The organism is Sporofaciens sp. SGI.106 (assembly GCF_050314255.1).
Taxonomy (GTDB): Bacteria; Bacillota; Clostridia; order Lachnospirales; family Lachnospiraceae; genus Claveliimonas.
Genome location: NZ_JBNPMZ010000002.1, coordinates 46,394 through 68,899, shown reverse-complemented (window position 1 = coordinate 68,899; position 22,506 = coordinate 46,394). Strand labels below are relative to the sequence as shown.

The following is a 22,506-nucleotide window of genomic DNA, read 5'->3' as shown; positions in this document are numbered from 1 at the left end:
AATTATAAAAATGGGAGCATATCAACTGATATGCTCCCATTTTTCTTTCTATAGGTTAGATTCTAACGCATAAACTGATTGATGACGTGAAGGATTCCGTCTTCATCGTTAGATTTAGTAATATAGTCTGCTTTTTCCAGAACCAGAGGCTGGGCATTTGCCATGGCAACGCCCAGTCCGGCGCTTTCTATCATTGTGATGTCATTGTATCCGTCTCCGCAGCAGATCATTTCATTGGAGGTGAGACCGATACTGTTCAGAAGCTTCTGAAGAGAGTGAGCCTTATCGATACTCTGAGGCATAATCTCCAAAAAGAACGGATCTGAGCAGTAGAGGTTCAGATAAGATCGGAAATGTGCGGATAATTCGTCTTTCAACTTCGTTATTATCTCGGGAGAGCCTGTTCCAAGGAATTTATTTACCGGGAAATTAATATAATCCGGGAAATTTTCGACCCGCTTTATCTTCATGTGATTGATACGGGATTCCAGCTCAGAATACTGGTTGGGACAGATTCCGGAAATAATGTTTTCATCATCGTAGGTCAGAATATCCACCCCCTGATCTGCATATTTTTTTGCCAGTTCGAAGGTGGGATGATAGACATCTGCGGGCAAAATACGGTTATAAATAATCTGCCCGGAACGGCAGTCGGTGATTCTTCCGCCATTAAAGGACAAAATATATCCGCCATAATCGCTCAGGTGCAGTTCCTTTGCGAGAGGAAATACTCCCTGAGTGGGGCGACCGCTTGCGAGAACAACTTTCTTTCCCTGCTGCTGAATATCCAGCAGCGCTTCAAGTGTTGGTTTTGTAATTTCCTTTTTAGAGTTTGTCAATGTGCCGTCAAGGTCCAATACCAGTATCTGATAGCTACCCATAGGTTACAGCTCCTTTAATGCATCCACGATTTCAGGGAATTCCATGCCGTGAGATGCTTTTACTAAAACATTGTCTCCGGGCTTCAGAATTTCTTTTGCCTGTGTCAGGAAATCCGATTTTGTCTGGAACCAGAGCGCCCTGGTGGAAGAACCGGGAAGGGAAGCGCCCTCCACAATTTCCTTCGATAATTCACCTATTGCGCAGACCAGGTCAATTCCCAGATCAGCAGCGTGTTCTCCTACACTTCGGTGCAGTGCTTTTTCATCGGTTCCCAGTTCGCCCATATCACCAAGAACGGCAACTTTTCGTCCGATAGCCATGTTAAGAACTCCAAGAGAAGCCTTCATGGATACCGGATTTGCGTTGTAGCAGTCATCCAGGATAATCAGATTATCTGTCTGGATAATATTGTTGCGCCCGGCAATAAAGGGCAGGTGTTCAATTCCGGCTTTCATCTCCTCCGGTGTCAGACCGAGAGTGTATCCCACGGCAGCTCCTGCCAGTGCATTAGATACCATGTGGATACCCGGAGTAGGAACCGTGCATGTAAATGCGGCATCCGGCAGATGAATCGTACAGGAGGTTCCTCGTAAACCAAGGGGACAGATATCTGTTGCATATATCTGACAGTTTTCCTGTGACATGCCGTAAAACAGAGGTTTGACTCCCTTTACAGGACCAATCTGAGACAGAAGCGGGTCATCTCCATTTAAAATAATGGAACCGCCCGGTTTCATATCACGGAACATCTGAGTTTTTTCCTGCATGATTCCTTCCTGGGTCTTCAAAAATTCCAGATGTGCCACACCGATATTGGTAATCACACAGATGTCAGGGCTTGCGGCGGTGGAGAGCTTGCGCATTTCTCCAAAGTGATTGATGCCCATTTCAAGAACGGACACCTGATGCGTCTCATTCATCTCAAAGATCGTGAGAGGCAGACCGCATTCGTTGTTAAAATTTCCCTGCGTTTTATGTACCTTATATTTTTCGGCAAGAACGGAGGCAATCATTTCCTTCGTGCTGGTCTTTCCGACACTTCCGGTAATTCCCACAACTTTTACATCGAAGGAATCACGGTATAATTTTGCAATGTCAAGCAGTGCCTGACCGGTGGCTTCCACCAGAATATAGGGATAAGGTGTCTCACCCAGGTCTTCGTGGGAAACAACACACAATGCTCCCTTTTCGATGGTGTCAGGGATGAACTTATGTGCATTAAAACGTTCACCGTTAATTGCGACGAACAAAAAGTCCTTTTCCACCTTACGGCTGTCAATAGTAACACCTGCAACTTCTCTGGTTAAAAGGGATGTGTCGCCGTGGTAGGTGCCCTGACAGGCCTTGGTAATATTCTCTAAAGTCAGATTTTTCATCTTTTAAACTCCTTACTGGTAGCGTGCTTCGATGGATTTCTGAATAATCAGTTCGCAGAATTCTCCATATTCATATCCGGCAGCCTTTGCAGCTTTCGGAAGAAGGCTTGCAGAAGTCATACCCGGAAGGGAATTTACCTCCAGACAATAGAACTCTCCGGTCTGGTTATCTACAATAAAGTCTGCTCTGGAATACACATCCAGGCGAAGTGCGTTATAAGCCATTTCACCGGCTTTCTGGATCTGTTCAGTCTGTTCGGCAGTCAGGGACTGTGCAGGACAGATCTCGGAAGCACCACCCAGCTGGTACTTATTCACATAGTCGAAGAAACCGTCCTTTGGTACGATCTCGACAAGCGGAAGAGCCTTGCCCTCAAAGATACCGCACGCATATTCACGGCCGTCAATGAATGGCTCAATAACAACTTCATCTTCTTTGCGGAAGGATGCTTCTATTGCAGCTTTATATTCTTCCTCTGTGTGTACGATATGAACACCGATACTGGAACCGCCGGAGCATGGTTTTACGACAACAGGAAGGCGGAAGCCAAGTGACTCAAGTGTTCGGCCCTTATCTTTACGGAATAAATGGGTTCCGTCAGGAGTCGGAACTCCCTGCATTTTGAAAATTTCCTTTGTTACGCCTTTATCCATGGACAGTGCGCATCCAAGAGAATTCGGACCTGTATAGCGGATGCCCAGAACATCGAAGGTGGCCTGAAGCTTTCCGTTCTCGCCGAGACTGCCGTGCAATGCCATGAAGGTGATATCGGCCATGGAACACAGCGCCAGAACATTCGGTCCCAGATAGCTTTTGGAATCTCCGGGACGGGAAGCCCACAATGCATCCAGATCCGGTTCTGTCACCTGAATTCCGGCAGCAATCTCCAGACCGCCGCCCGGAAGGTCGAATACCTCTTCCAGTTTATCCGGGTCATATTCCAGTCCCATGAATGCATCCAGGAGATATGCCTGATGACCCCTCTCACGAAGGGCTTTGCATACGCTGGCACCGGAACATAAGGATACATCTCTTTCGTTACTGTAACCGCCTGCTAATACAATAATTTTCATATAAATCTTACTCCTTTAATTATGACTTACTCATCTGGTCGAGCAGTGATTTTTTAACCTCATATAATTTGTCGGACAGATCCACATAAACCTGATGTGGATAGAAGAGACGCTTGGTTTCTTCCCAAAGTGTTTTCTTCTCCTGTTTGCAGTATTCAGCAATTTCCATAACGCTCGGAGACTGATATACACATTCGCCATTTTTGAAGACGGGAACCAGAATCTCGCGCATGGTATAAGAGCCGCCCGGAAGCCGTGTTTTCTTCCAGGTCTCGATCGGGTCGAAGATCAGAAGGTCTTCATTTGTGTCAAATACTTCATCCACGAAACAGATCAGATCGGCTTTTACTTTACCGGTAGTCTTATCATAAATACGATAAATGGTCTTGTTTCCCGGGTTAGTAATCTTTTCTGTGTTTTCGGAAATCTTGATCTTCGGTACAAATTCACCCTTCTCATTTCTAATGGCAGCAAGTTTGTATACACCGCCAAAGGAAGGACAGTCTTTGGATGTGATCAGGTGGGTTCCGACACCCCAGGATGTAATGGCAGCCTGCTGCATCTTCAGATCGTGAAGCAGGTACTCATCCAGGTCATTGGAAGCAGCAATGACAGCCGTTTCAAAGCCTGCTGCGTCTAACATCTTACGCGCTTCCTTAGACAGATATGCAAGGTCGCCGCTGTCCAGTCTGATTCCGTACTTCTTAAGCGGAATACCGGAATCTCTCATTTCCTGGAATACACGGATCGCATTCGGCACACCGGATTTCAACGTGTCGTATGTATCCACCAGAAGTGTACAGTTGTCCGGATAAAGATCAGCATAAGCTTTAAAAGCTGTATATTCGTCCGGGAAACTCATAATCCAGCTGTGTGCATGGGTTCCCAGAACCGGTACGTTAAATTTCTGGCCTGCAAGTACATTGGAGGTACCTACACATCCGCCGATCATGGCAGCTCTTGCACCATATAAACCGGCATCCGGTCCCTGAGCACGCCGCAGACCAAATTCCATAATACCGTCGCCGTTTGCGGCAAATACCACTCGTGAGGTTTTTGTGGCGATCAGCGACTGGTGGTTAATAATATTCAGAATTGCGGTCTCTACAAGCTGTGCTTCCATAATCGGTGCAATGACCTTTAAAATAGGCTCTTTCGGGAAGATAACGGTTCCTTCCGGAATAGCATAAATATCTCCGCTGAAATGGAAACCGCTCAGATAGTGAAGAAAATCTTCACTGAAAATACCCAGGCTTCTCAGATAATCTACATCCTCATAAGTAAAGTTCAGGTTTTTCACATATTCAATAACCTGTTCCAGTCCGGCACAGATGGAATACCCGCCATTGCATGGGTTCTGACGGAAAAATACATCAAATATTACGGTTTCATTCTTTTCCTTTTCTTTAAAGTAACCCTGCATCATCGTCAACTCATAAAAATCAGTCAACAGGGTCAAGTCTCTTCTGCTCATTTTCTACTCCTTTTTGTTTTTGCGAATAATCATCATGTTATGAATTTTGGATAAAATTCTGTTACATTATAGCACCTGTAATAGGAAATGTAAAAGAAAACTATCTACAACTGACAATACACCTGTAATTACAGGCGTGTTTATACCAGAGCCTGATTCTTTTTTATAGTATCCATAATAATATTCTTACAATAGGTTCCGAGATGTTTTTTTGTTTCTTTATCCAGCTCACCCGGATAAATTGGTTTTCCATATTCAATAATTACGTGCGTCTTTTTGATGCGCGGTACCTGTGCCTCGAAAATGGAATGGGTATTATTCATGGAAATAGGAATAATCGCACATCCGGTTTTCTCGGCAATTTTCAGTGCGCCGTCTTTAAAAGGAAGCATAGTAAGTTCTTCTCCGTCGTTGCGGGTTCCTTCAGGGAAGATGCAGATAGAGATACCATTTTTTATATATTCAATTGCCTGCAAAATGGTCTTCAGACCCTCGCGGGGAGAGCTTCTGTCCAGAAACAGGCAATATAAGCGCCGCATCCAGTCCCGGAGAAGCGGATAGCGCTCCATTTCTTTCTTTGCTACATATCCGGTCAGCCGTTTGCATCGTGAATAAGTCAGAAGAATGTCGAAATAACTCCGGTGGTTGCCAATGTAGAGAACCGGTTCATCCGGTATGTTCTCTTCGCCGATTACGGTAATTTCTACTCCGGAAATACGCAGGATCACCCGGAATGCCCACTGAACAATGCGCAGCGACTGATAATCCTGACGTTCTTTATTGAAGCGTCCAATAATCCATTCAATTCCCAGTACTGGTATGCCCAGCAGCAGAAATAGAAATAAAAATAAAGCAACTAATATAAATCTAATCAAAAAATCATCTCCGTTTCTAATCTCTTCCGTACAGATGGGTCAGCTCTTTGAGTTCCTGAGCCAGAGTGTCATTCAGTACACCTTTGCGGAAACGCCAGCTCCAGTTACCGGAAGCCTTGCCCGGAGTATTCATGCGTCCGTTCTTGCCGATGCCCAGTACATCCTGAAGCGGGAAGATGGCATAGGCAGCGATGGAGCCGAGTGCGGCACGGATGAATGCAAGGTTGACCGGATAGTCCATACGAAGATTCATGTAGCGCTGTACTTTTTCCCGGGATGGGATTGCCAGTGTCTCGTACCATCCGACGGTGGTATCGTTATCATGAGTTCCGGTATAGCATACACAGTTGGCGGTGGTGAACTGATGAGGCAGGAATGCATTCTCATTCAGATCTTCAAATGCAAACTGCAGCACCTTCATTCCCGGGAACCGGCATGCATCCCGGAGAGCTTCTACCTCCGGAGTAATCACACCCAGGTCTTCGGCAATAATCGGAAGCTGTTCCCCCAGAGCATTTTCAATGGCAGCAAACAGTTTGCGATCCGGTCCTTTGACCCACTCGCCGTTAATAGCGGTTTCTTCACCGTAAGGGATGGACCAGTAGGCTTCAAAACCGCGGAAGTGATCGATGCGCAGGATATCCAGTACTTCCAGCTGGTTGCGGATACGGGAAATCCACCACTGAAATCCCTCGGACTCATGAACGTCCCAGTCATAGAGCGGATTGCCCCACAGCTGACCGGTGGCTGAGAAATAATCCGGCGGTACACCGGCTACTTTCAAAGGAAATCCTTTCGTATCAAGCTGGAACAGATGCTGGTTTGCCCAGACATCCGCACTGTCCATAGATACGAAAATCGGAATATCTCCGATGATTCGGATATCCTTTTCGTTGGCGTAAGCTTTCAGAGCCATCCATTCTGTAAAATACATGAATTGTACAAAACGGTAAAAACCTGCTTCATGGTGCAGATTCTGCGAGAGTTCTCTTTTCTTTTCTTCGGTAGGCTGACGGTATTCGTCCTCCCAGGACAGCCAGCTGGCACCTCCATGGGAATCCTTACATGCCATGAAAAGTGCGTAGTCGTCAAGCCAGTATCCCTGTTTCTGACAGAAGCTGTCATATTCTGCAGATCCGGAAAAGTTATCATAAGCTTTTCTGAGAAGCGCCATCTTCCACGGGATAATAGTGCCGTAATCTACCTGTTCTTCATTGCCTCTGGGACAGTTCTCAAGATCGGCCTGGGTAATCAGATTCATCTCCAGAAGATGCTCCGGGCTGATCAGAAGAGGCTGACCGGCAAAGGCAGAGAAACTCTGGTAGGGGGAATCTCCGTATCCGGTGTGGGTAAGAGGCAGAATCTGCCACAGATGCTGACCGGATTTGGCAAGAAAATCTACAAATGCATAAGCTTCAGGCCCCAGATCTCCGATTCCATAAGGGGAAGGCAGAGAAGTAGGGTGTAATAAAATGCCGGAAATGCGCGGCAGGTTATAATGTTCCATATTTTTTCTCCTTTGTCGTCAATTCAATAGAAGTATTGTACCATAAAACAGTCATTTTTCAAAGGGGTGGTGTGTATGATAATAGAGAGAATATTTGCGTGGGGCAGGGTATGGGAAGACGATTGTGCATTCTCATCCTGACAGGCATTTTGCTGGGTCTGACAGGGTGTTCAGTGGAAAAACTGGATACAGAAAAAAAGAAGAATCTGGAGTTCACGGTGGTGGACCCGGATGAGATACCAAAGGAGCTGGCAGGGGAGATCGAAGCAGAAAAAAAGGATCCCATGAAGATTACTTATGCGGATAAAGGGTATCTTTACATTGTGGAGGGATATGGAAGTCAGGAATCCAGCGGATACAGTGTGAAAGTGTCTCAGGTATATGAGACGGAAAATGCACTGTATCTGGAGACAGAGCTGATAGGACCGGCCCACGGGGAGGAAGTTGTGAATAAAGAAACCTGTCCCTATGTGGCAGTGAAAGTGGAATATAATGAGAAGCCGGTAGTATTTGAGTAGGAGGTTGCAGAAAATGGAATTAGTAAAAAAAGGAATACGATATCATAAAATAGGGAGACAGGTATCTGATCAGTTTTATGTGGATGATGATATTAATGTGCCGGACAGCAAAGCGGATGTGGCAAGAGTTGTATTAAGTGAGGGACGTATCCGCACGGAAGAGGTAAAAGTTAGTGAAAATTATGCCCGGGTAACCGGAAAACTTCAGTACCAGATTTTGTATGTGACGGATGAGGCAGAGCCCCGTCTGGCATCACTGCAGGGCAAGATACCATTTGAAGAAATGGTTTATCTGGAGGAAGAACCGGCCGGGCAGGTCATTATAAAATCCTGCAGCGCAGAGCTTACCGTATCATTTATTCACTCCAGAAAACTGAATGTAAAGGCTGTGACCGACATGGAACTGAGTGTGGAAGGGGAAAGGGAAGAGATTCTCTGTATGGATGCGGATGGAAATGGAGAGCTGTACAAGAAATTTGATCATAAAGAAGTGCTTGCGCTCAGGTCGGTCAGAAAGGATACATACCGTATTCGGGAAGAAATGAAGATTGCCGGAACGAAGGAAAATATCGGAACTCTCCTCTGGACGGAAGTTTCACTTCGGAAGCTGGATACCAGACTGGGAAGAGATGAGCTGAAGCTCCGGGGAGAGCTTCTGGTGTTCTGTGTCTATGAATCTCAGGAGGGAAAAACGGACTGGGTGGAGCAAACGGTGCCGTATGAAGGCAGGATCGAGTGCTTTGGGGCGGATGATACCATGTACCACCACTTCTACGCGGAGCTTGCGGATGAAAATGTGGATGTTCGTATGGATGAAGATGGGGAGATGCGGATATTCGGTATAGAGGCTACGCTGGAGATCAGAGTCAGCGTGTACGAGGAAGAGCATCTTCAGCTTCTAAAAGATCTGTATTCTCTGAGAGAAAAATGTGTACCTTCTGCGGAAGAGATTACACTGGAAAGTCTGGTCATGCAGAATCATTCCAAATACAAATTATCAGAGCAGCTTTCTCTTCCGGAGCTTAAGGATGACATCCTGCAGATCTGCCACAGCACCGGATTTATACAGTTGGACCACACCGAAATAACGGCTGAGGGGATTCTGGTGGAAGGAGTTCTGAATGTCAGCTTCCTTTATGTAAAAGCAGATGATACAGCGCCGTTCGATGTGTGGCAGGGAATGGTTCCATTTACTCATATCATAGAAACCAATGAGACAGCTCCCGATATGCGCTGTGATATTACCAGTGGACTGGAGCAGATTTCCGTAGGTCTTCTGGGAAATCAGGAAACGGAGGTTAAGGCAGTGCTGGCTTTTCATATTTTCCTACGCAGACCGGAAAAAATCCGGAATATTCAAAATGTTGCGGAAGAGCCGATTGATATGGAGGAGGCGGCAAAGGCTCCGGGAATTGTCGGATATATCGTGCGGGAAGGAGAGGGACTCTGGGATCTGGCAAAGCGTTTCAGCACTACGGTAGAGGGAATATGTGAGGTTAATAATGTTACGGAAGAAAACGTCAAACCGGGGGATAAGATATTGATTTTTAAAGAAAATATGAGTATACTGTAAGAACACTGTATACAAGATACAAAACAGGAGGAAATGATGGAGAAACTGGAATTAAAAGCACTTGGAAAAATTAATCTGGGACTTGATATCCTTGGCAGACGTGAGAATGGTTACCATGATGTGCGCATGGTAATGCAGACTGTATATCTATACGATCGGGTGATTCTGGAGAAGAAGCAGGAACCGGGCATTGAAATTGAGACGAATCTGTCCTTTCTTCCGGTAAATGAAAATAATATTGCCTATAAGGCAGCAAAGCTTCTGATGGATGAATTTGGTCTGCCGGGAGGCATTAAGATTACACTGGAGAAGCATATTCCGGTGGCAGCAGGTATGGCAGGAGGAAGTTCGAATGCGGCGGCAGTCCTTTTCGGTATGAACCGGATGTATGAACTTGCTCTTTCCATGGAAGAATTAAAAGAAAGAGGAGTAACACTGGGGGCAGATGTGCCGTATTGTATTATGAGAGGTACGGTACTGGCAGAGGGAATCGGAGAGATCCTGACGCCTCTTTCTCCTATGCCCCGGTGTTATATCCTGATCGCAAAACCGCCGCTCAGTGCATCCACGAAGGTGGTATATGAGAAATATGATGCCATGACGGATATTCGTCATCCGGATATTGACGGGATCATCGCCGGTCTGGAAGCGGGTGATGTGCGCAGAGTGGCTTCCAATATGGGAAATGTACTGGAACAGGTGATGATTCCGGAATATCCGGTGTTGGGAGAAATCAAGGAAATGATGAGAAAGAACGGTGCGCTGGGAGCTATGATGAGCGGCAGCGGACCTACGGTATTTGGAATCTTTGACAGCAGGGCTAAAGCGAAGGCGGCAGCGTCCAGGATTAAGAAGGCGGAGCTGGCGAAACAGGTATATGTGACGAATGTTCATCGTGAACGGGTACAAAAAGGAGAAAAGTGATGAAGGAACCGAATTTTGAAGTGACAATGAATGAATACCTTCCGCTCAGAGATGTAGTTTTTAATACGCTGAGACAGGCTATCCTGCGCGGAGAACTTAAACCCGGAGAGAGGCTGATGGAGATTCAGCTTGCGAATAAGCTGGGGGTCAGCAGGACGCCGATCCGTGAGGCGATCCGGAAACTGGAGCTCGAGGGACTGGTTCTGATGATTCCGAGAAAAGGTGCAGAGGTTGCGGAGATTACAGAAAAGAATCTGAGAGATGTTCTGGAGGTAAGAGGTGCGCTGGAGGAATTGTCCGTACAGCTTGCCTGTGATAAAATTACGGAAGAGCAGATCGGGCAGCTCAAAGTGGCAGCAAAGGAATTCGAGGCCGTGCTAAAGACCGGTGATATTACGCAGATTGCGGAAGCAGACGTGAAATTTCATGATGTTATTTACGAGGCGACGGACAATCGTCGTCTGATTCAGCTTCTGAATAATCTTCGGGAGCAGATGTACCGATACCGTGTGGAATATCTGAAGGAGAAGAATGTTTATCCACAGCTGATTGCAGAACATGAGGAAATCATTGAGAAGATTGAGAACAGGGAAAAGGAAGAGGCGGTGAGGATTGTGTGCCGCCATATCGGCAATCAGGTTACAGCCGTTACCGGAACGATCCGGATGAAACAAAATTAGTGAATATTTTCCGGAAAAATGTGAACACTCCTGATATAGAATCCGCGAGGATGGAATAAGGAGGTTCTTACATATGGAAAATGAAAGAGGATATCAGAAATATAGAAAAAAACGGAGTATGTGCTGTCTGGTCACAGCACTCATTCTGGCGGCACTCCTGACAGGCTGGCAGGTGAGAGAGCGGTCTCTTTTGGTGGAGGCAAGAGCAGAAAGCGCCCAGAGGGAACTGGCGGGAGAGGTGCTCCGATTCCATGTACTTGCCAATAGTGACAGTCAGGAAGATCAGCAGCTGAAAATGCGGGTGAAGGAAGCGGTGCTGGATTATATGGAGCGCGAACTGCCTTCTGAGCGGAAGGAAGGACTTTCCGGGACGAAGGCATGGGTGGAAGCCCATCTTGGGGAGATCCGTAATCTGGCAGAAGAGACGCTTCGGGAAGCAGGAAGCAGGGACAAAGTGACTGCAGAGCTTTCGAATGCTTATTTTCCGGCTAAGACTTATGGAGATGTTACTTTTCCGGCGGGAGAATATGAGGCTCTGCGAATCTGCATTGGACAGGCCCGGGGGCAGAACTGGTGGTGCTGCCTGTACCCGGATCTGTGTTTTATAGACGCGGTACATGCAGTGGTGCCGGAAGAGGGAAAAGAGAAGCTTCGCCAGGTACTGGATGAGGATGCCTATGATATGGTGACAGCGACTTCGGAGTTTAAGATAAAATGGTTCTTTTTACAGTAAGAGAAAGAAGGAGAATATGTATACATTTGAAAGCAGAATCCGGTTCAGTGAGGTGGATCATCACGAAACCATTACACTGCCGGGAATTATAAATTATTTTCAGGACTGCAGTACTTTCCATTCGGAGGATATGGGGCTTGGAATTGACGCATTAAAGAAAAAACAGAAAGTATGGATTCTTTCCTTCTGGCAGGTGATCGTGAACCGGTATCCGGGGATGGGAGAGAAGGTCGCTGTCAGTACCTGGTCTACAGGGTTTCAGGGACTCTACGGTACAAGGAATTTCCAGATGAAGGATGCGAATCAGGAAGTTCTTGCGTATGCCAATTCCATCTGGGTATATATGGATATGGAAAAGGGAAGACCGGCAAAGCCCGATCCGGAGGAAATCGCGGTCTATGGCGTGGAACCGGCTCTTGATATGGAGTACGCGTCCCGCAAGATCAGGCTGCCGGAGACGGTCGTGGAAGGTCCGGCATTCCCGGTAAGAAAATTCCAGATCGATACCAATGAGCATGTGAATAATTGTCAGTATGTAGAGATGGCGCTGGAGGCGCTGGAGGAAGAGATTCAGGTGCGGGAAATCCGGGTAGAGTATAAGAAATCTGCCAGATATCAGGATATCATTGTACCGAAAATTGCAAGAGAGGAAAACCGGACAGTCGTAGAGCTGTGTGATACGCAGGATAAGCCTTACGCTGTCGTAGAATTGATGGGAGAATAAGATGACGTTAGAAAAAGGATTGGGAAAGAAACAGACACTAATGGTAGTGAAAAAAGTAGATTTCGGAGTATATCTGGGAACGGAGGACGAGCGGGTTCTCCTTCCGAAAAAGCAGGTGCCCTCCGGTGTGGGAATCGGTGATCCGGTGGAGGTATTTTTATATAAGGATTCTAAGGACCGCCTGATTGCCACTACTCAGGAACCTAAGATCGTGCTGGGTGAGGTGAAGGCACTGAAGGTTGCAGATACAGGAAGGATCGGTGCATTCCTGGACTGGGGCCTGGAGAAGGATCTCCTGCTTCCGTTCAAGGAGCAGACGGCGAAGGTGAAGAAAGGAGATTCCTGTCTGGTGAGCCTCTATGTGGACAAGAGCGGCAGATTGTGTGCCACTATGAAGGTGTACGAGAAGCTCCGCAAGGACTCTCCTTATAAGAAGGATGACCGGGTGCAGGGAATCATCTATGAGCAGAGTGATAATTTCGGTCTGTTTGTGGCCGTGGATGACATATACTGTGCATTGATTCCGAAGAAGGAAGTATACGGAAAGCTTCATGTGGGTGACCGGATCGAGGCACGTGTTACGGAAGTGAAACCGGATGGAAAGCTGGACTTAAGTGTGCGGGAAAAAGCATTTATACAGATGGATGCAGACGCTAAGATGGTACTGGAGCGCATGGATGCACATGGCGGACGTTTGCCGTTTACGGATAAGGCAGATCCGGAAGTGATTAAGAAAGAGACCGGTCTTAGCAAAAATGCATTCAAGCGTGCGGTCGGACGCCTTATGAAGGAAGGACGGGCCGTGATTGAAAAAGACGGTATTGTACGTAAAGACAAGTAGGAGACAGAAAGAGAGAGAAGACGATGGGATTTGCACATTTGCATGTTCATACAGAGTATAGTCTTCTGGACGGCTCTAATAAAATTAAAGAATGTGTGGCTCGGGTAAAGGAGCTTGGCATGGACAGCGTGGCAATTACAGACCACGGTGTCATGTTTGGTGTGATTGATTTCTACCGGGCGGCAAAGGCGGCAGGCATCAAACCGGTTCTGGGGTGCGAGGTCTATGTGGCACCCGGGTCCAGATTTGACAAAGAGGCAGTGGGAAACGGGGATGACCGCTACTATCATCTGGTGCTTCTGGCAGAGAATGATACCGGATATCATAATCTGATGAAGATCGTATCCCGGGGATTTACGGAAGGGTATTATTATAAGCCCCGGATTGACCTTGAGGTCCTGCGGGAGTTTCATGAGGGCATCATAGCACTGAGCGCCTGCCTGGCAGGAGAGGTACAGCGGAATATCGCGCGCGGCATGTATGAGGAAGGCCGTGCGGCAGCGAAACGGTATGAGGAGATTTTCGGGAAAAATAATTTCTTTCTGGAACTTCAGGATCACGGGATCCCGCAGCAGCAGACGGTGAACCAGGCACTGATCCGCATGAGTGCAGAGACAGGCATTCCGCTGGTGGCTACGAATGATGTTCATTATACCAGTGAGGATGACGTGAAGCCTCACGATATTCTTCTGTGCATTCAGACCGGAAAAAAACTGGCGGATGAGGACAGGATGCGCTATGAAGGCGGACAGTACTATATCAAATCGGAAACGGAGATGAGGCAGCTCTTTCCTTATGCGCTGGAAGCCCTGGAAAATACTCAGAAAATTGCGGATCGCTGTAATGTGGAGATTGAATTCGGCGTAACCAAGCTTCCCAAATACGATGTACCGGAGGGATATACCTCCTGGGAATATCTGAACAAGCTTTGTTTTGAGGGACTGGAGCGGCGGTATACGCCGGTGACGGAAGAATTAAAAGAACGGCTGAAATATGAGTTGTCCGTTATTCAGTCCATGGGATATGTGGATTACTTTCTGATTGTGTGGGATTTTATCAAATATGCGAAGGATCACGATATTATGGTGGGACCGGGCAGAGGTTCTGCGGCAGGAAGTCTGGTGTCCTACTGTCTGGAGATTACCACGATCGACCCTATTAAATACCAGCTCCTGTTTGAGCGTTTCCTGAATCCGGAGCGTGTATCCATGCCGGATATCGACGTGGATTTCTGCTTTGAACGCAGGCAGGAGGTTATTGATTATGTAGTGCGTAAATACGGTGCGGACCGGGTGGTGCAGATCGTTACTTTTGGTACGATGGCGGCAAGAGGTGTTATCCGCGATGTGGGCAGGGTGATGGATCTTCCCTATGCTTTCGTGGATACGATTGCGAAGATGATTCCGACGGAACTGAATATTACATTGGATAAGGCATTGAATGCCAACGGAGATCTCAGACGGATGTATGAGGAGGATGAGCAGGTCCGGGAATTGATCGATATGTCCAGGCGTCTGGAGGGACTCCCGAGACATACATCCATGCACGCAGCAGGAGTGGTCATCAGTCAGAAGGCGATTGATGAGTACGTACCCTTGTCTCTTGGATCCGATGGGTCGGTTACCACACAGTTTACGATGACGACGCTGGAGGAGCTGGGACTTCTGAAGATGGACTTCCTGGGACTGCGGACGCTGACGGTGATCCAGAATGCGGTTCGGCTGGCCCAAAAGAGCTCCGGAAAGCGCATAAATATGGATACCATTGATTATAATGATAAACAGGTGCTGGATTCTATCGGAAGTGGTAAGACGGATGGTGTATTTCAGCTGGAGAGTGCCGGAATGAAGAGCTTCATGAAGGAATTGAAGCCTCAGAATCTGGAGGATATCATTGCGGGTATTTCGCTTTACCGTCCGGGTCCGATGGATTTCATTCCTCAGTATATCAGGGGAAAAAATAACAGAGATTCCATCACCTATGATTGTCCGCAGCTGATTCCGATACTGGAGCCTACCTACGGCTGTATTGTTTATCAGGAACAGGTTATGCAGATTGTGCGGGATCTGGCCGGATATACTCTGGGACGAAGCGATCTTCTGCGCCGTGCCATGTCCAAGAAAAAGGGCGATGTGATGCAGCGGGAGCGGCAGAACTTCGTGTACGGCAATCCGGAGGAAGGAGTGCCGGGATGTATAAACAACGGAATTGATGAGAAAACGGCAAACAAGATTTATGACGAAATGATTGATTTTGCCAAGTATGCATTCAATAAATCTCACGCGGCGGCATATGCCGTGGTGGCTTATCAGACGGCATATCTGAAGTATTATTATCCGGTGGAATTCATGGCGGCGCTTATGACCTCCGTGATTGATAATTCTGCAAAAGTGGCAGAATATATTTACGCCTGCAGGCAGATGGGAATCCAGATCCTGCCTCCGGACATTAACCGGGGAGAGGGGAATTTCTCTGTAGACGGCGGAAATATCCGCTATGGTCTGGCTGCTATTAAGAGTATCGGGCGCCCGGTCATTCAGGCAATTATCGAGGAACGGGAAATCCGGGGACCATTTAAAAATCTGAAGGATTTTGTGGAGCGCCTTTCCGGAAGAGAAGTGAATAAGAGAACCATTGAGAGCTTTATCAAAGCGGGAGCATTTGACAGTCTGGGAGGAACCAGAAAGCAGTTCATGATGATCTACATTCAGATTCTGGACCAGGTCAATCAGGAGAGAAAATACTCCATGACAGGGCAGATGTCTCTGTTTGATCTGGTGGATGAGGAGCAGAAAAAGGAATTCGATATTCCGCTTCCGGATGTGGGTGAGTATGCGAAGGAGACGAAGCTTGCTTTTGAAAAAGAAGTCGTCGGGGTGTATCTGACCGGACATCCTCTGGAGGATTATGAGGAAAAATGGCGTAAAAGCATCACGAAAACAACGCTGGATTTTCAGATTGACGATTCTACCGGACGGTCGAAGGTTCGCGACGGAGCAAAAGAGATTATCGGCGGAATGATTACAGCCAAAACGATCAAACATACGAAAAATAATAAGACGATGGCTTTTCTTACCATAGAGGATCTGGCGGGAACGGTTGAAGTGGTGGTATTTCCAAAGGATTATGAGAAAAATCAGCGCTATTTGAATGAAGACAGTAAAGTGTTTGTCAGAGGGCGGGTGTCTGAGGAGGATGATGCCCCGAGTAAATTAATCTGCGAGTCCATCGTACCTTTTGATCGGACGAAAAAGGAATTGTGGATCCAGTTCGAAGACAAGCAGACCTATCTGGCGGAGGAGCCACATCTGTTTCAGCTTCTGAATGCATCGGAAGGTGAGGACCAGGTGGTCATCTACTGCAGAAAGGAAAAGGCAATCAAACGACTTCCGGCGGGAAGAAGTATTTACATCGAACCGGGGATTCTGAGCAGATTGACGAATTCTTACGGAGAATCTTGTGTAAAAGTTGTAGAAAAACCTATTGAAAAGCATTGATATTTCATGTAAAATAGTGCCCGAAGTGAGATTAAAGTAAGACTATTTCAATATAATAACTCAAATATCACCCGTAAGGGAATGGTAAAACACATCTACAAATGGAGGAATGATCATGGCTAAACAAATTCGTACAATTGGTGTTTTGACAAGTGGTGGAGATGCTCCGGGAATGAATGCGGCAATCCGTGCAGTTGTCAGAACAGGATTAGGAAAAGGATTGAAAGTAAGAGGTATCCGAAAGGGATATCAGGGACTTTTGGACGAAGAGATTATTGATCTGTCTGCAAGAGACGTATCCGATACTATTCAGAGAGGTGGTACTATCCTCCAGACTGCACGCTGTGCAGAGATGCGTACAGAAGAAGGACAGCAGAAAGCAGCGGCTATCTGTAAAAAATACGGTATTGACGGACTGGTAGTTATCGGAGGAGACGGTTCCTTTAAGGGGGCACAGAAGCTTTCCAAACTTGGCATTAATACAATCGGTGTTCCGGGAACGATCGATCTGGATATTGCATGCACAGAGTATACGATTGGTTTTGATACTGCTGTTAATACAGCAATGGAAGCAATTGATAAGGTTCGTGATACATCAACCTCTCATGAGAGATGTTCTATCATTGAGGTTATGGGACGTGATGCAGGTTATCTGGCACTGTGGTGTGGTATTGCAAATGGTGCTGAGAAGATTCTGATGCCTGAGGAGCATGATTTTGATGAGGCTGCCATTGTAGCTGATATTCAGGAATGCAGAAAGCGTGGTAAAAAGAATTATATCATTATCAATGCAGAGGGTATCGGCGGTTCTATTGAGATGGCAAAACGTATTGAGGAAGCAACCGGAATGGAGACCAGAGCTACGATTATCGGACACATGCAGCGTGGCGGAAGCCCGACCTGTAAAGACCGTGTCTATGCTTCTATCATGGGAGCAATGGCAGTGGATCTTCTGCTGGATGGCAAGACAAACCGTGTGGTTGGTTATAAGCATGGTGAATATGTAGATTTTGATATTGATGAAGCACTGGGTATGAAGAAGGGAATTCCGCAGTACCAGTATGAGATTGCGAGACAGCTTGCATTGTAGGAACTAAGTCTTGAATCCGAAAGTGAAATAAAAGATTGCGCTTTTGCGCAATCTTTTTTATACTATGAGATATCAAAGACAGAGGAGAGTATGAAAGTGGAGATGACAGAAATAAAAAAAAGGCCCATTGGGGTGTTTGATTCCGGTGTGGGCGGATTGACAGTTGCCCGCGAGATCATGCGTCAGCTTCCGGATGAGAATATTGTTTATTTCGGGGATACGGCAAGACTTCCCTATGGAAGCAAATCCAAAGATAATATTATCCGTTTTTCCAGACAGATTATTCGTTTCCTGCTGACCAGAAATGTGAAAGCAATCGTGATTGCCTGCAATACGGCAAGTGCCCAGGCGCTGGACGTCGTGAAGGAAGAATTTGATCTGCCTATTATCGGCACCATAACAGCAGGAGCAAGGGCAGCGGTTCAGGAGACCAGGAGCAGGAAAATAGGTGTGATCGGAACAGAAGGAACCATCCGGAGTCAGACCTATACCGAAGTAATCCGGGAACTGGAGCCGGAGGCAGAAGTTATGGGAAAAGCCTGCCCGCTTTTCGTACCGCTGGTGGAAGAAGGGTTTGCAAAGCATCATATTGCAGATGAGGTTATTGATATCTATCTGCGTGAGATGAAGGAATCGGATATTGATACCATGATCCTTGGCTGTACTCACTATCCGCTGCTTCGTTCCAGGATTATGGCATATCTGGGAGATAAGGTGAGTATTGTGAATCCGGCATATGAGACTGCTATGGATTTGAAGCGGATATTGGAAGAGAAGGGGCTGAATAACGATAGAGACAGCCTTACAAAGTACGAATTTTATGTCAGTGACGCGGCGGAGAAATTCAAGCAGTTTGCGAACTCCATTTTGCCGTATAATGTAGAGACAATTCAGCAGATCAATATAGAAGATTATTAAAGGAATTTAATTATGACAAAAGACGTATTAATCAGTATTTCCGGTCTGCACTACAGTGTGGATGAGGAAAACGGGGCAGAGCCTCTTGAGGTCATTACACCGGCCTCGTATTATTTTAAAAACGGGAAACACTATGTTCTGTATGATGAGGTAGTGGAAGGAATTCCGGGAACCATTAAGAACACGATCAAGATCACCGGCGACCGGCTTTTTGAGATCAATAAGAGCGGTATTGCAAGTACCAGGATGGTATTTGAGAAAGACCGCATCAATATGACGAATTATCAGACTCCTTTTGGGGACATGATGGTGGGAATCCACACGAAGGATATGCGGGTGGATGTCCAGGAAGAGAATATTGATGTGCATATTAACTATGCGCTGGATGTAAATAATGAACCTCTGTCAGAATGTGAGATTAAGGTAAATATCCGTGGGTTATGAGTCAAAGGGGACAGGTTCCGTGACTCTACCTTCAAGTAGAGTCACGGAACCTGTCCCCGGTTGACTCACTTTTTATTTCTCCTTTTTAAAGCGGGCGAAGAATCCTTTTTTCTTTTTCTCAGGCACTTCCAGCGGTCCGCGAAGTCCTTTTACTCCGGTTATGTAGATACCGCTTACGGTAGCTTTCACTTCTTTTTTAACCGGAATCAGAGGATAAATCTGTGCATCACACATCAGAGTCATAATCTTCGGTCCGACTTTTGCTTTTACAACCGGAACTTTGGAGGGGCGCAGATACTTGGGTGTGTTTTCTACAACAACGGACGGAAGACCTGCATCCTTCAGACGAAGCTTACCTTTGTCAATAATAAGCATGGTAACGGTCTGTTTGATGGCATCCATCTGTTCCTGTTGTTCTGCCTGCTTCTTTTCTGCCCTTTTGCCCAGGAAGTATAGTACGACACACGCGATGATTAAAACAATTAATATCACTAATAAAACAATTGTCAGTTTGCTCACGGGAAACCTCCTAAAATAAACTATTTTTACATGAAATAAATTGTAACATTGTTTTGACGGAAGTGCAAGGGATTTGAGCTCATCAGAGAATTAATTTGGATAAATTGCTTGAAGTTTTGGCATGCGAGAGTTTATTATATCAGTTGAGAGATAGATATGGGGTGATAATATGCTGGAATTACTGGGAGATGGCGTCCGGACCGCATTTTGGTGGATCATGGACCATCTGTTGATTATAAATATTCTTCTTTCTGTTCTGATTATTTTCTTTCAGAGAAAAAATCCTACTACAGTCTGGGCGTGGCTTCTGGTGCTGTACTGTGTGCCGGTGCTGGGATTTGGGCTCTACCTTCTTCTTGGACAGAATTTCCGTAAGGAGAGAATGTTTAAAATGAAGGAGATAGAAGGCGAAGTAAAGTATGCCATCCGCAGACAGGAAGAGTCTATTTACAGGAGAAGACTAAGGCTCAGAGATCCGGATCAGGAGCGGTTCAGAAGCCTGATCCTGTATAATCTGAACGAGGGTGAGGCTGTTCTTACGGACAATAATGATGTGCAGATCTTTACGGATGGAAAGGAAAAATTCAGGGCCCTGATCGATGAAATGGAGCATGCAAGGAAGTATATCCATCTGCAGTACTATATTATAAAAAATGACGAGCTGTGGCAGAAAATCGAAGAGGTTCTGCTCCGGAAGGCGCGTCAGGGTGTGGAGATCCGGGTGCTGTTTGACAGTATGGGTTGCCGGACCATGCATAACCGGGACTGGGAACGGCTGGAGGATGCCGGAATTGAGGTGGCAGAATTTTTTCCGGCGGTTCTCGGTAAGCTTCAGCTTCGCGTGAATTACCGGAATCACCGAAAGATCGCAGTTATTGACGGCAGAGTAGGATTTGTGGGCGGATTTAATATCGGACGCGAATATCTGGGGCGTGATAAAAAATTCGGTTACTGGAGAGACACGCACATCTGCATAGAGGGGGCGTCGGTAACATCACTGGCGGTCCGTTTTGTGCTGGACTGGAATTATGCTGCCAGTGAGAATCTTTTTTTAAAGGATTATCTATTTGAGATTCCGGAATATCAGAAAAACGGCCGTGAGCCTATGCAGATCATTTCCAGTGGACCTGATTCCAGAAGCAAGGTGATCCGCAATAACTATCTTCGCCTGATCCATTTGGCAAAAAAGAATGTCTATATTCAGACACCGTATTTCATTCCGGATGAAGATATTCTTGAAGCATTGAAAATAGCTGCGAAATCTGGAATTGACGTGCGGATTATGATTCCGTGTAAGCCGGATCATCCCTTTGTATACTGGGCAACCTATTCTTATCTGGGAGATATGATAGCTGCAGGCGCAAAATGCTACACTTATGATAATGGATTCCTTCATTCCAAGTGCATGTGTGTGGACGGATTGGTGACCTGTATGGGAACGGCGAATATGGATATCCGCAGCTTTGCTCTTAATTTTGAAGTGAATGCAGTGATCTACAGTGCCAAAACTACCCGGTGTCTGGAAGATGCATTTGAGAAAGATATTGAAAAATCAACACTCGTTACCCGTAAGATGTATCGGGGAAGAGGGATGATTATTCGTATAAAAGAGCAGTTCTGCAGATTATTTTCACCGGTATTGTAGTTAAAAAATGAAAATCCTGTGAAAAAGGTTTTATTTAGAATATGTATGTGGTATAAAGATATGAGGCGACTTTTTGAGGTCAGAGTGGATAATCAGGTTATCTGGCTGTGTCGCTTACCCGGATCGGGTGAAAATCAGACAGAGAGGTGTAATATGAAGAAGAAAATAGCAGTGATGCTGGCAGGAACAGCAGTTTGTGCCATGGTAATGACAGGATGTTCCAGTAATGAGGCAAGTAATGATTATGTAACAGTTGCAGGGTATAAAGGAATTGAAGTGGATAAAGTAGACGAGGCAGAAGAGGTCACAGATGAGGCTGTAGATAATTACATTAATGCCGTACTTGCACAGAACGCAACAGAAGAAGAGATTACAGACCGTGCAGTAGAGGATGGCGATACTGTAAATATTAACTTTGTCGGCAAGTTGGATGGTGTGGCATTTGACGGAGGAACGGCTGAGAATTACCCATTGACGATCGGTTCCGGAAGTTTTATTGACGGATTCGAAGACAGTGTGATCGGACATAATATCGGGGATACGTACGACTGGAATGGAAAGTTTCCGGATGACTATTCCAACAACCCGGATCTGGCAGGCAAAGATGTGGTATTTACAATTACGGTAAATTCTATTACGAAATCCACGACACCGGAGCTTACAGATGACTTCGTTAAGACGGTATCTGAGAAGTCCAAGACTGTGGAAGAATATAAGAAAGAGATTAAGAAGACTCTGGAAGAGAATGCCTCTACCGATTATGATTCTGCTCTGGAGGATGCGGCATGGACAGCTGTACTGGAGAAGGCAGAGGTAAAAAAATATCCGGAAGAAGACCTGAAAGAGATATCAGATTCTCTGATTCAGCAGTATAAGGATGCAGCAGAATATTATCAGATGGATTATGAAGAATTTATTGAACAGCAGATGGGATATTCACTGGAGGAATTCGAGAAACAGGTAGATTTGGCTGCTAAGGAGAGTGTTAAGAGTAAGCTGGTAGCAGAGGTGATCGGTGAGAAGGAGAAGCTTGTTCCGGCAGATGAGGACATGGAGAAAGAATTTGAAAAACTTGCCGAAGAGTACGGTTATGAAAGCGTAGATGCTCTTAAGGAAGCAGCGGATGAGGATACTCTCAAGACGATCGTAATTCAGAATTACGTGAAGGAATGGCTGGCTAAACATTGTATTCAGGTAAAGAATGATTAAGAC

At 46.1% G+C, this 22,506-nt stretch carries 20 protein-coding genes; 13 read left to right on the top strand and 7 right to left on the bottom strand.

The window, feature by feature from the left end; genetic code table 11:
* Positions 1-62: 62 nt before the first annotated feature.
* The 6 genes from ACQRCC_RS02040 to malQ all read right to left on the bottom strand — a co-directional run bounded on the left by ACQRCC_RS02040 (position 63) and on the right by malQ (position 7,188).
* Positions 63-881 (bottom strand): Cof-type HAD-IIB family hydrolase, encoded by an 819-nt coding sequence (locus ACQRCC_RS02040; protein ID WP_427849151.1) that lies wholly within the window; start codon positions 879-881, stop codon positions 63-65.
* A gap of 3 nt (positions 882-884) precedes the next feature.
* Positions 885-2,258: a UDP-N-acetylmuramoyl-tripeptide--D-alanyl-D-alanine ligase gene (locus ACQRCC_RS02035; protein WP_427849150.1), complete on the bottom strand. Its 1,374-nt coding sequence runs from the start codon at positions 2,256-2,258 to the stop codon at positions 885-887.
* Between the two features lie 12 nt (positions 2,259-2,270).
* Positions 2,271-3,332 carry a D-alanine--D-alanine ligase family protein gene (locus tag ACQRCC_RS02030; protein ID WP_427849149.1) on the bottom strand — a complete coding sequence of 354 codons (1,062 nt, stop codon included), beginning with the start codon at positions 3,330-3,332 and terminating at the stop codon, positions 2,271-2,273.
* 19 nt (positions 3,333-3,351) lie between these two features.
* Positions 3,352-4,806, bottom strand: coding sequence for a nicotinate phosphoribosyltransferase (locus tag ACQRCC_RS02025; protein ID WP_427849148.1), 1,455 nt, complete (start codon positions 4,804-4,806; stop codon positions 3,352-3,354).
* Between the two features lie 140 nt (positions 4,807-4,946).
* Positions 4,947-5,681 (bottom strand): lysophospholipid acyltransferase family protein, encoded by a 735-nt coding sequence (locus ACQRCC_RS02020; protein WP_427849147.1) that lies wholly within the window; start codon positions 5,679-5,681, stop codon positions 4,947-4,949.
* A gap of 16 nt (positions 5,682-5,697) precedes the next feature.
* Entirely contained in the window at positions 5,698-7,188 is a 1,491-nt protein-coding gene (malQ, locus tag ACQRCC_RS02015; protein WP_427849146.1) for a 4-alpha-glucanotransferase, read from the bottom strand.
* 71 nt (positions 7,189-7,259) lie between these two features.
* Between malQ and ACQRCC_RS02010 the strand changes: the two genes are divergently transcribed.
* The 11 genes from ACQRCC_RS02010 to ACQRCC_RS01960 all read left to right on the top strand — a co-directional run bounded on the left by ACQRCC_RS02010 (position 7,260) and on the right by ACQRCC_RS01960 (position 19,130).
* Positions 7,260-7,706, top strand: a complete 447-nt coding sequence (locus tag ACQRCC_RS02010; RefSeq protein ID WP_427849145.1) for a protease complex subunit PrcB family protein — start codon at positions 7,260-7,262, stop codon at positions 7,704-7,706.
* A gap of 13 nt (positions 7,707-7,719) precedes the next feature.
* Entirely contained in the window at positions 7,720-9,279 is a 1,560-nt protein-coding gene (locus ACQRCC_RS02005; protein WP_427849144.1) for a DUF3794 and LysM peptidoglycan-binding domain-containing protein, read from the top strand.
* A 36-nt stretch (positions 9,280-9,315) separates the two neighbouring features.
* Positions 9,316-10,203, top strand: coding sequence for a 4-(cytidine 5'-diphospho)-2-C-methyl-D-erythritol kinase (gene ispE / locus ACQRCC_RS02000; protein ID WP_427849337.1), 888 nt, complete (start codon positions 9,316-9,318; stop codon positions 10,201-10,203).
* On the top strand, positions 10,203-10,883 hold the full coding sequence (locus tag ACQRCC_RS01995) for a GntR family transcriptional regulator (protein WP_427849143.1): 681 nt from the start codon (positions 10,203-10,205) through the stop codon (positions 10,881-10,883). Before ispE ends, ACQRCC_RS01995 begins: the two co-directional genes overlap by 1 nt.
* Before the next feature lie 73 nt (positions 10,884-10,956).
* Entirely contained in the window at positions 10,957-11,616 is a 660-nt protein-coding gene (gene spoIIR / locus ACQRCC_RS01990; RefSeq protein WP_427849142.1) for a stage II sporulation protein R, read from the top strand.
* 16 nt (positions 11,617-11,632) lie between these two features.
* Positions 11,633-12,340 carry an acyl-[acyl-carrier-protein] thioesterase gene (locus ACQRCC_RS01985; protein ID WP_427849141.1) on the top strand — a complete coding sequence of 236 codons (708 nt, stop codon included), beginning with the start codon at positions 11,633-11,635 and terminating at the stop codon, positions 12,338-12,340.
* A 1-nt stretch (position 12,341) separates the two neighbouring features.
* Complete coding sequence (locus tag ACQRCC_RS01980; protein WP_427849140.1) at positions 12,342-13,181, top strand: CvfB family protein; 840 nt, start codon at positions 12,342-12,344, stop codon at positions 13,179-13,181.
* Between the two features lie 23 nt (positions 13,182-13,204).
* Positions 13,205-16,678, top strand: coding sequence for a DNA polymerase III subunit alpha (locus ACQRCC_RS01975; protein WP_427849139.1), 3,474 nt, complete (start codon positions 13,205-13,207; stop codon positions 16,676-16,678).
* Positions 16,679-16,793: 115 nt separating this feature from the next.
* Positions 16,794-17,768 (top strand): 6-phosphofructokinase, encoded by a 975-nt coding sequence (gene pfkA, locus ACQRCC_RS01970; RefSeq protein ID WP_427849138.1) that lies wholly within the window; start codon positions 16,794-16,796, stop codon positions 17,766-17,768.
* Positions 17,769-17,858: 90 nt separating this feature from the next.
* Complete coding sequence (gene murI / locus ACQRCC_RS01965) at positions 17,859-18,686, top strand: glutamate racemase (protein ID WP_427849137.1); 828 nt, start codon at positions 17,859-17,861, stop codon at positions 18,684-18,686.
* A 12-nt stretch (positions 18,687-18,698) separates the two neighbouring features.
* The gene (locus ACQRCC_RS01960) at positions 18,699-19,130 is read left to right on the top strand and encodes a DUF1934 domain-containing protein (protein WP_427849136.1); all 432 of its coding nucleotides are present in this window, start codon (positions 18,699-18,701) and stop codon (positions 19,128-19,130) included.
* Between the two features lie 72 nt (positions 19,131-19,202).
* On the opposite strand, the gene ACQRCC_RS01955 is transcribed toward ACQRCC_RS01960, so the two are convergent.
* Positions 19,203-19,649: a hypothetical protein gene (locus tag ACQRCC_RS01955; protein ID WP_427849135.1), complete on the bottom strand. Its 447-nt coding sequence runs from the start codon at positions 19,647-19,649 to the stop codon at positions 19,203-19,205.
* 169 nt (positions 19,650-19,818) lie between these two features.
* Between ACQRCC_RS01955 and cls the strand changes: the two genes are divergently transcribed.
* Both cls and tig read left to right on the top strand, forming a co-directional pair.
* Positions 19,819-21,294: a cardiolipin synthase gene (gene cls / locus ACQRCC_RS01950; RefSeq protein WP_427849134.1), complete on the top strand. Its 1,476-nt coding sequence runs from the start codon at positions 19,819-19,821 to the stop codon at positions 21,292-21,294.
* A 153-nt stretch (positions 21,295-21,447) separates the two neighbouring features.
* Positions 21,448-22,503 carry a trigger factor gene (tig, locus tag ACQRCC_RS01945; protein ID WP_427849133.1) on the top strand — a complete coding sequence of 352 codons (1,056 nt, stop codon included), beginning with the start codon at positions 21,448-21,450 and terminating at the stop codon, positions 22,501-22,503.
* The last annotated feature ends 3 nt before the right edge of the window (positions 22,504-22,506 follow it).

Coding starts and splice junctions, on each gene's coding strand:
- ACQRCC_RS02040 (WP_427849151.1), bottom strand. CDS start 881: ATGGGTAGCTATCAGATACTGGTATTGGACCTTGACGGCACATTGACA.
- ACQRCC_RS02035 (WP_427849150.1), bottom strand. CDS start 2,258: ATGAAAAATCTGACTTTAGAGAATATTACCAAGGCCTGTCAGGGCACC.
- ACQRCC_RS02030 (WP_427849149.1), bottom strand. CDS start 3,332: ATGAAAATTATTGTATTAGCAGGCGGTTACAGTAACGAAAGAGATGTA.
- ACQRCC_RS02025 (WP_427849148.1), bottom strand. CDS start 4,806: ATGAGCAGAAGAGACTTGACCCTGTTGACTGATTTTTATGAGTTGACG.
- malQ (WP_427849146.1), bottom strand. CDS start 7,188: ATGGAACATTATAACCTGCCGCGCATTTCCGGCATTTTATTACACCCT.
- ACQRCC_RS02005 (WP_427849144.1), top strand. CDS start 7,720: ATGGAATTAGTAAAAAAAGGAATACGATATCATAAAATAGGGAGACAG.
- ispE (WP_427849337.1), top strand. CDS start 9,316: ATGGAGAAACTGGAATTAAAAGCACTTGGAAAAATTAATCTGGGACTT.
- ACQRCC_RS01995 (WP_427849143.1), top strand. CDS start 10,203: ATGAAGGAACCGAATTTTGAAGTGACAATGAATGAATACCTTCCGCTC.
- spoIIR (WP_427849142.1), top strand. CDS start 10,957: ATGGAAAATGAAAGAGGATATCAGAAATATAGAAAAAAACGGAGTATG.
- ACQRCC_RS01985 (WP_427849141.1), top strand. CDS start 11,633: ATGTATACATTTGAAAGCAGAATCCGGTTCAGTGAGGTGGATCATCAC.
- ACQRCC_RS01980 (WP_427849140.1), top strand. CDS start 12,342: ATGACGTTAGAAAAAGGATTGGGAAAGAAACAGACACTAATGGTAGTG.
- ACQRCC_RS01975 (WP_427849139.1), top strand. CDS start 13,205: ATGGGATTTGCACATTTGCATGTTCATACAGAGTATAGTCTTCTGGAC.
- pfkA (WP_427849138.1), top strand. CDS start 16,794: ATGGCTAAACAAATTCGTACAATTGGTGTTTTGACAAGTGGTGGAGAT.
- murI (WP_427849137.1), top strand. CDS start 17,859: ATGAAAGTGGAGATGACAGAAATAAAAAAAAGGCCCATTGGGGTGTTT.
- ACQRCC_RS01960 (WP_427849136.1), top strand. CDS start 18,699: ATGACAAAAGACGTATTAATCAGTATTTCCGGTCTGCACTACAGTGTG.
- cls (WP_427849134.1), top strand. CDS start 19,819: ATGCTGGAATTACTGGGAGATGGCGTCCGGACCGCATTTTGGTGGATC.
- tig (WP_427849133.1), top strand. CDS start 21,448: ATGAAGAAGAAAATAGCAGTGATGCTGGCAGGAACAGCAGTTTGTGCC.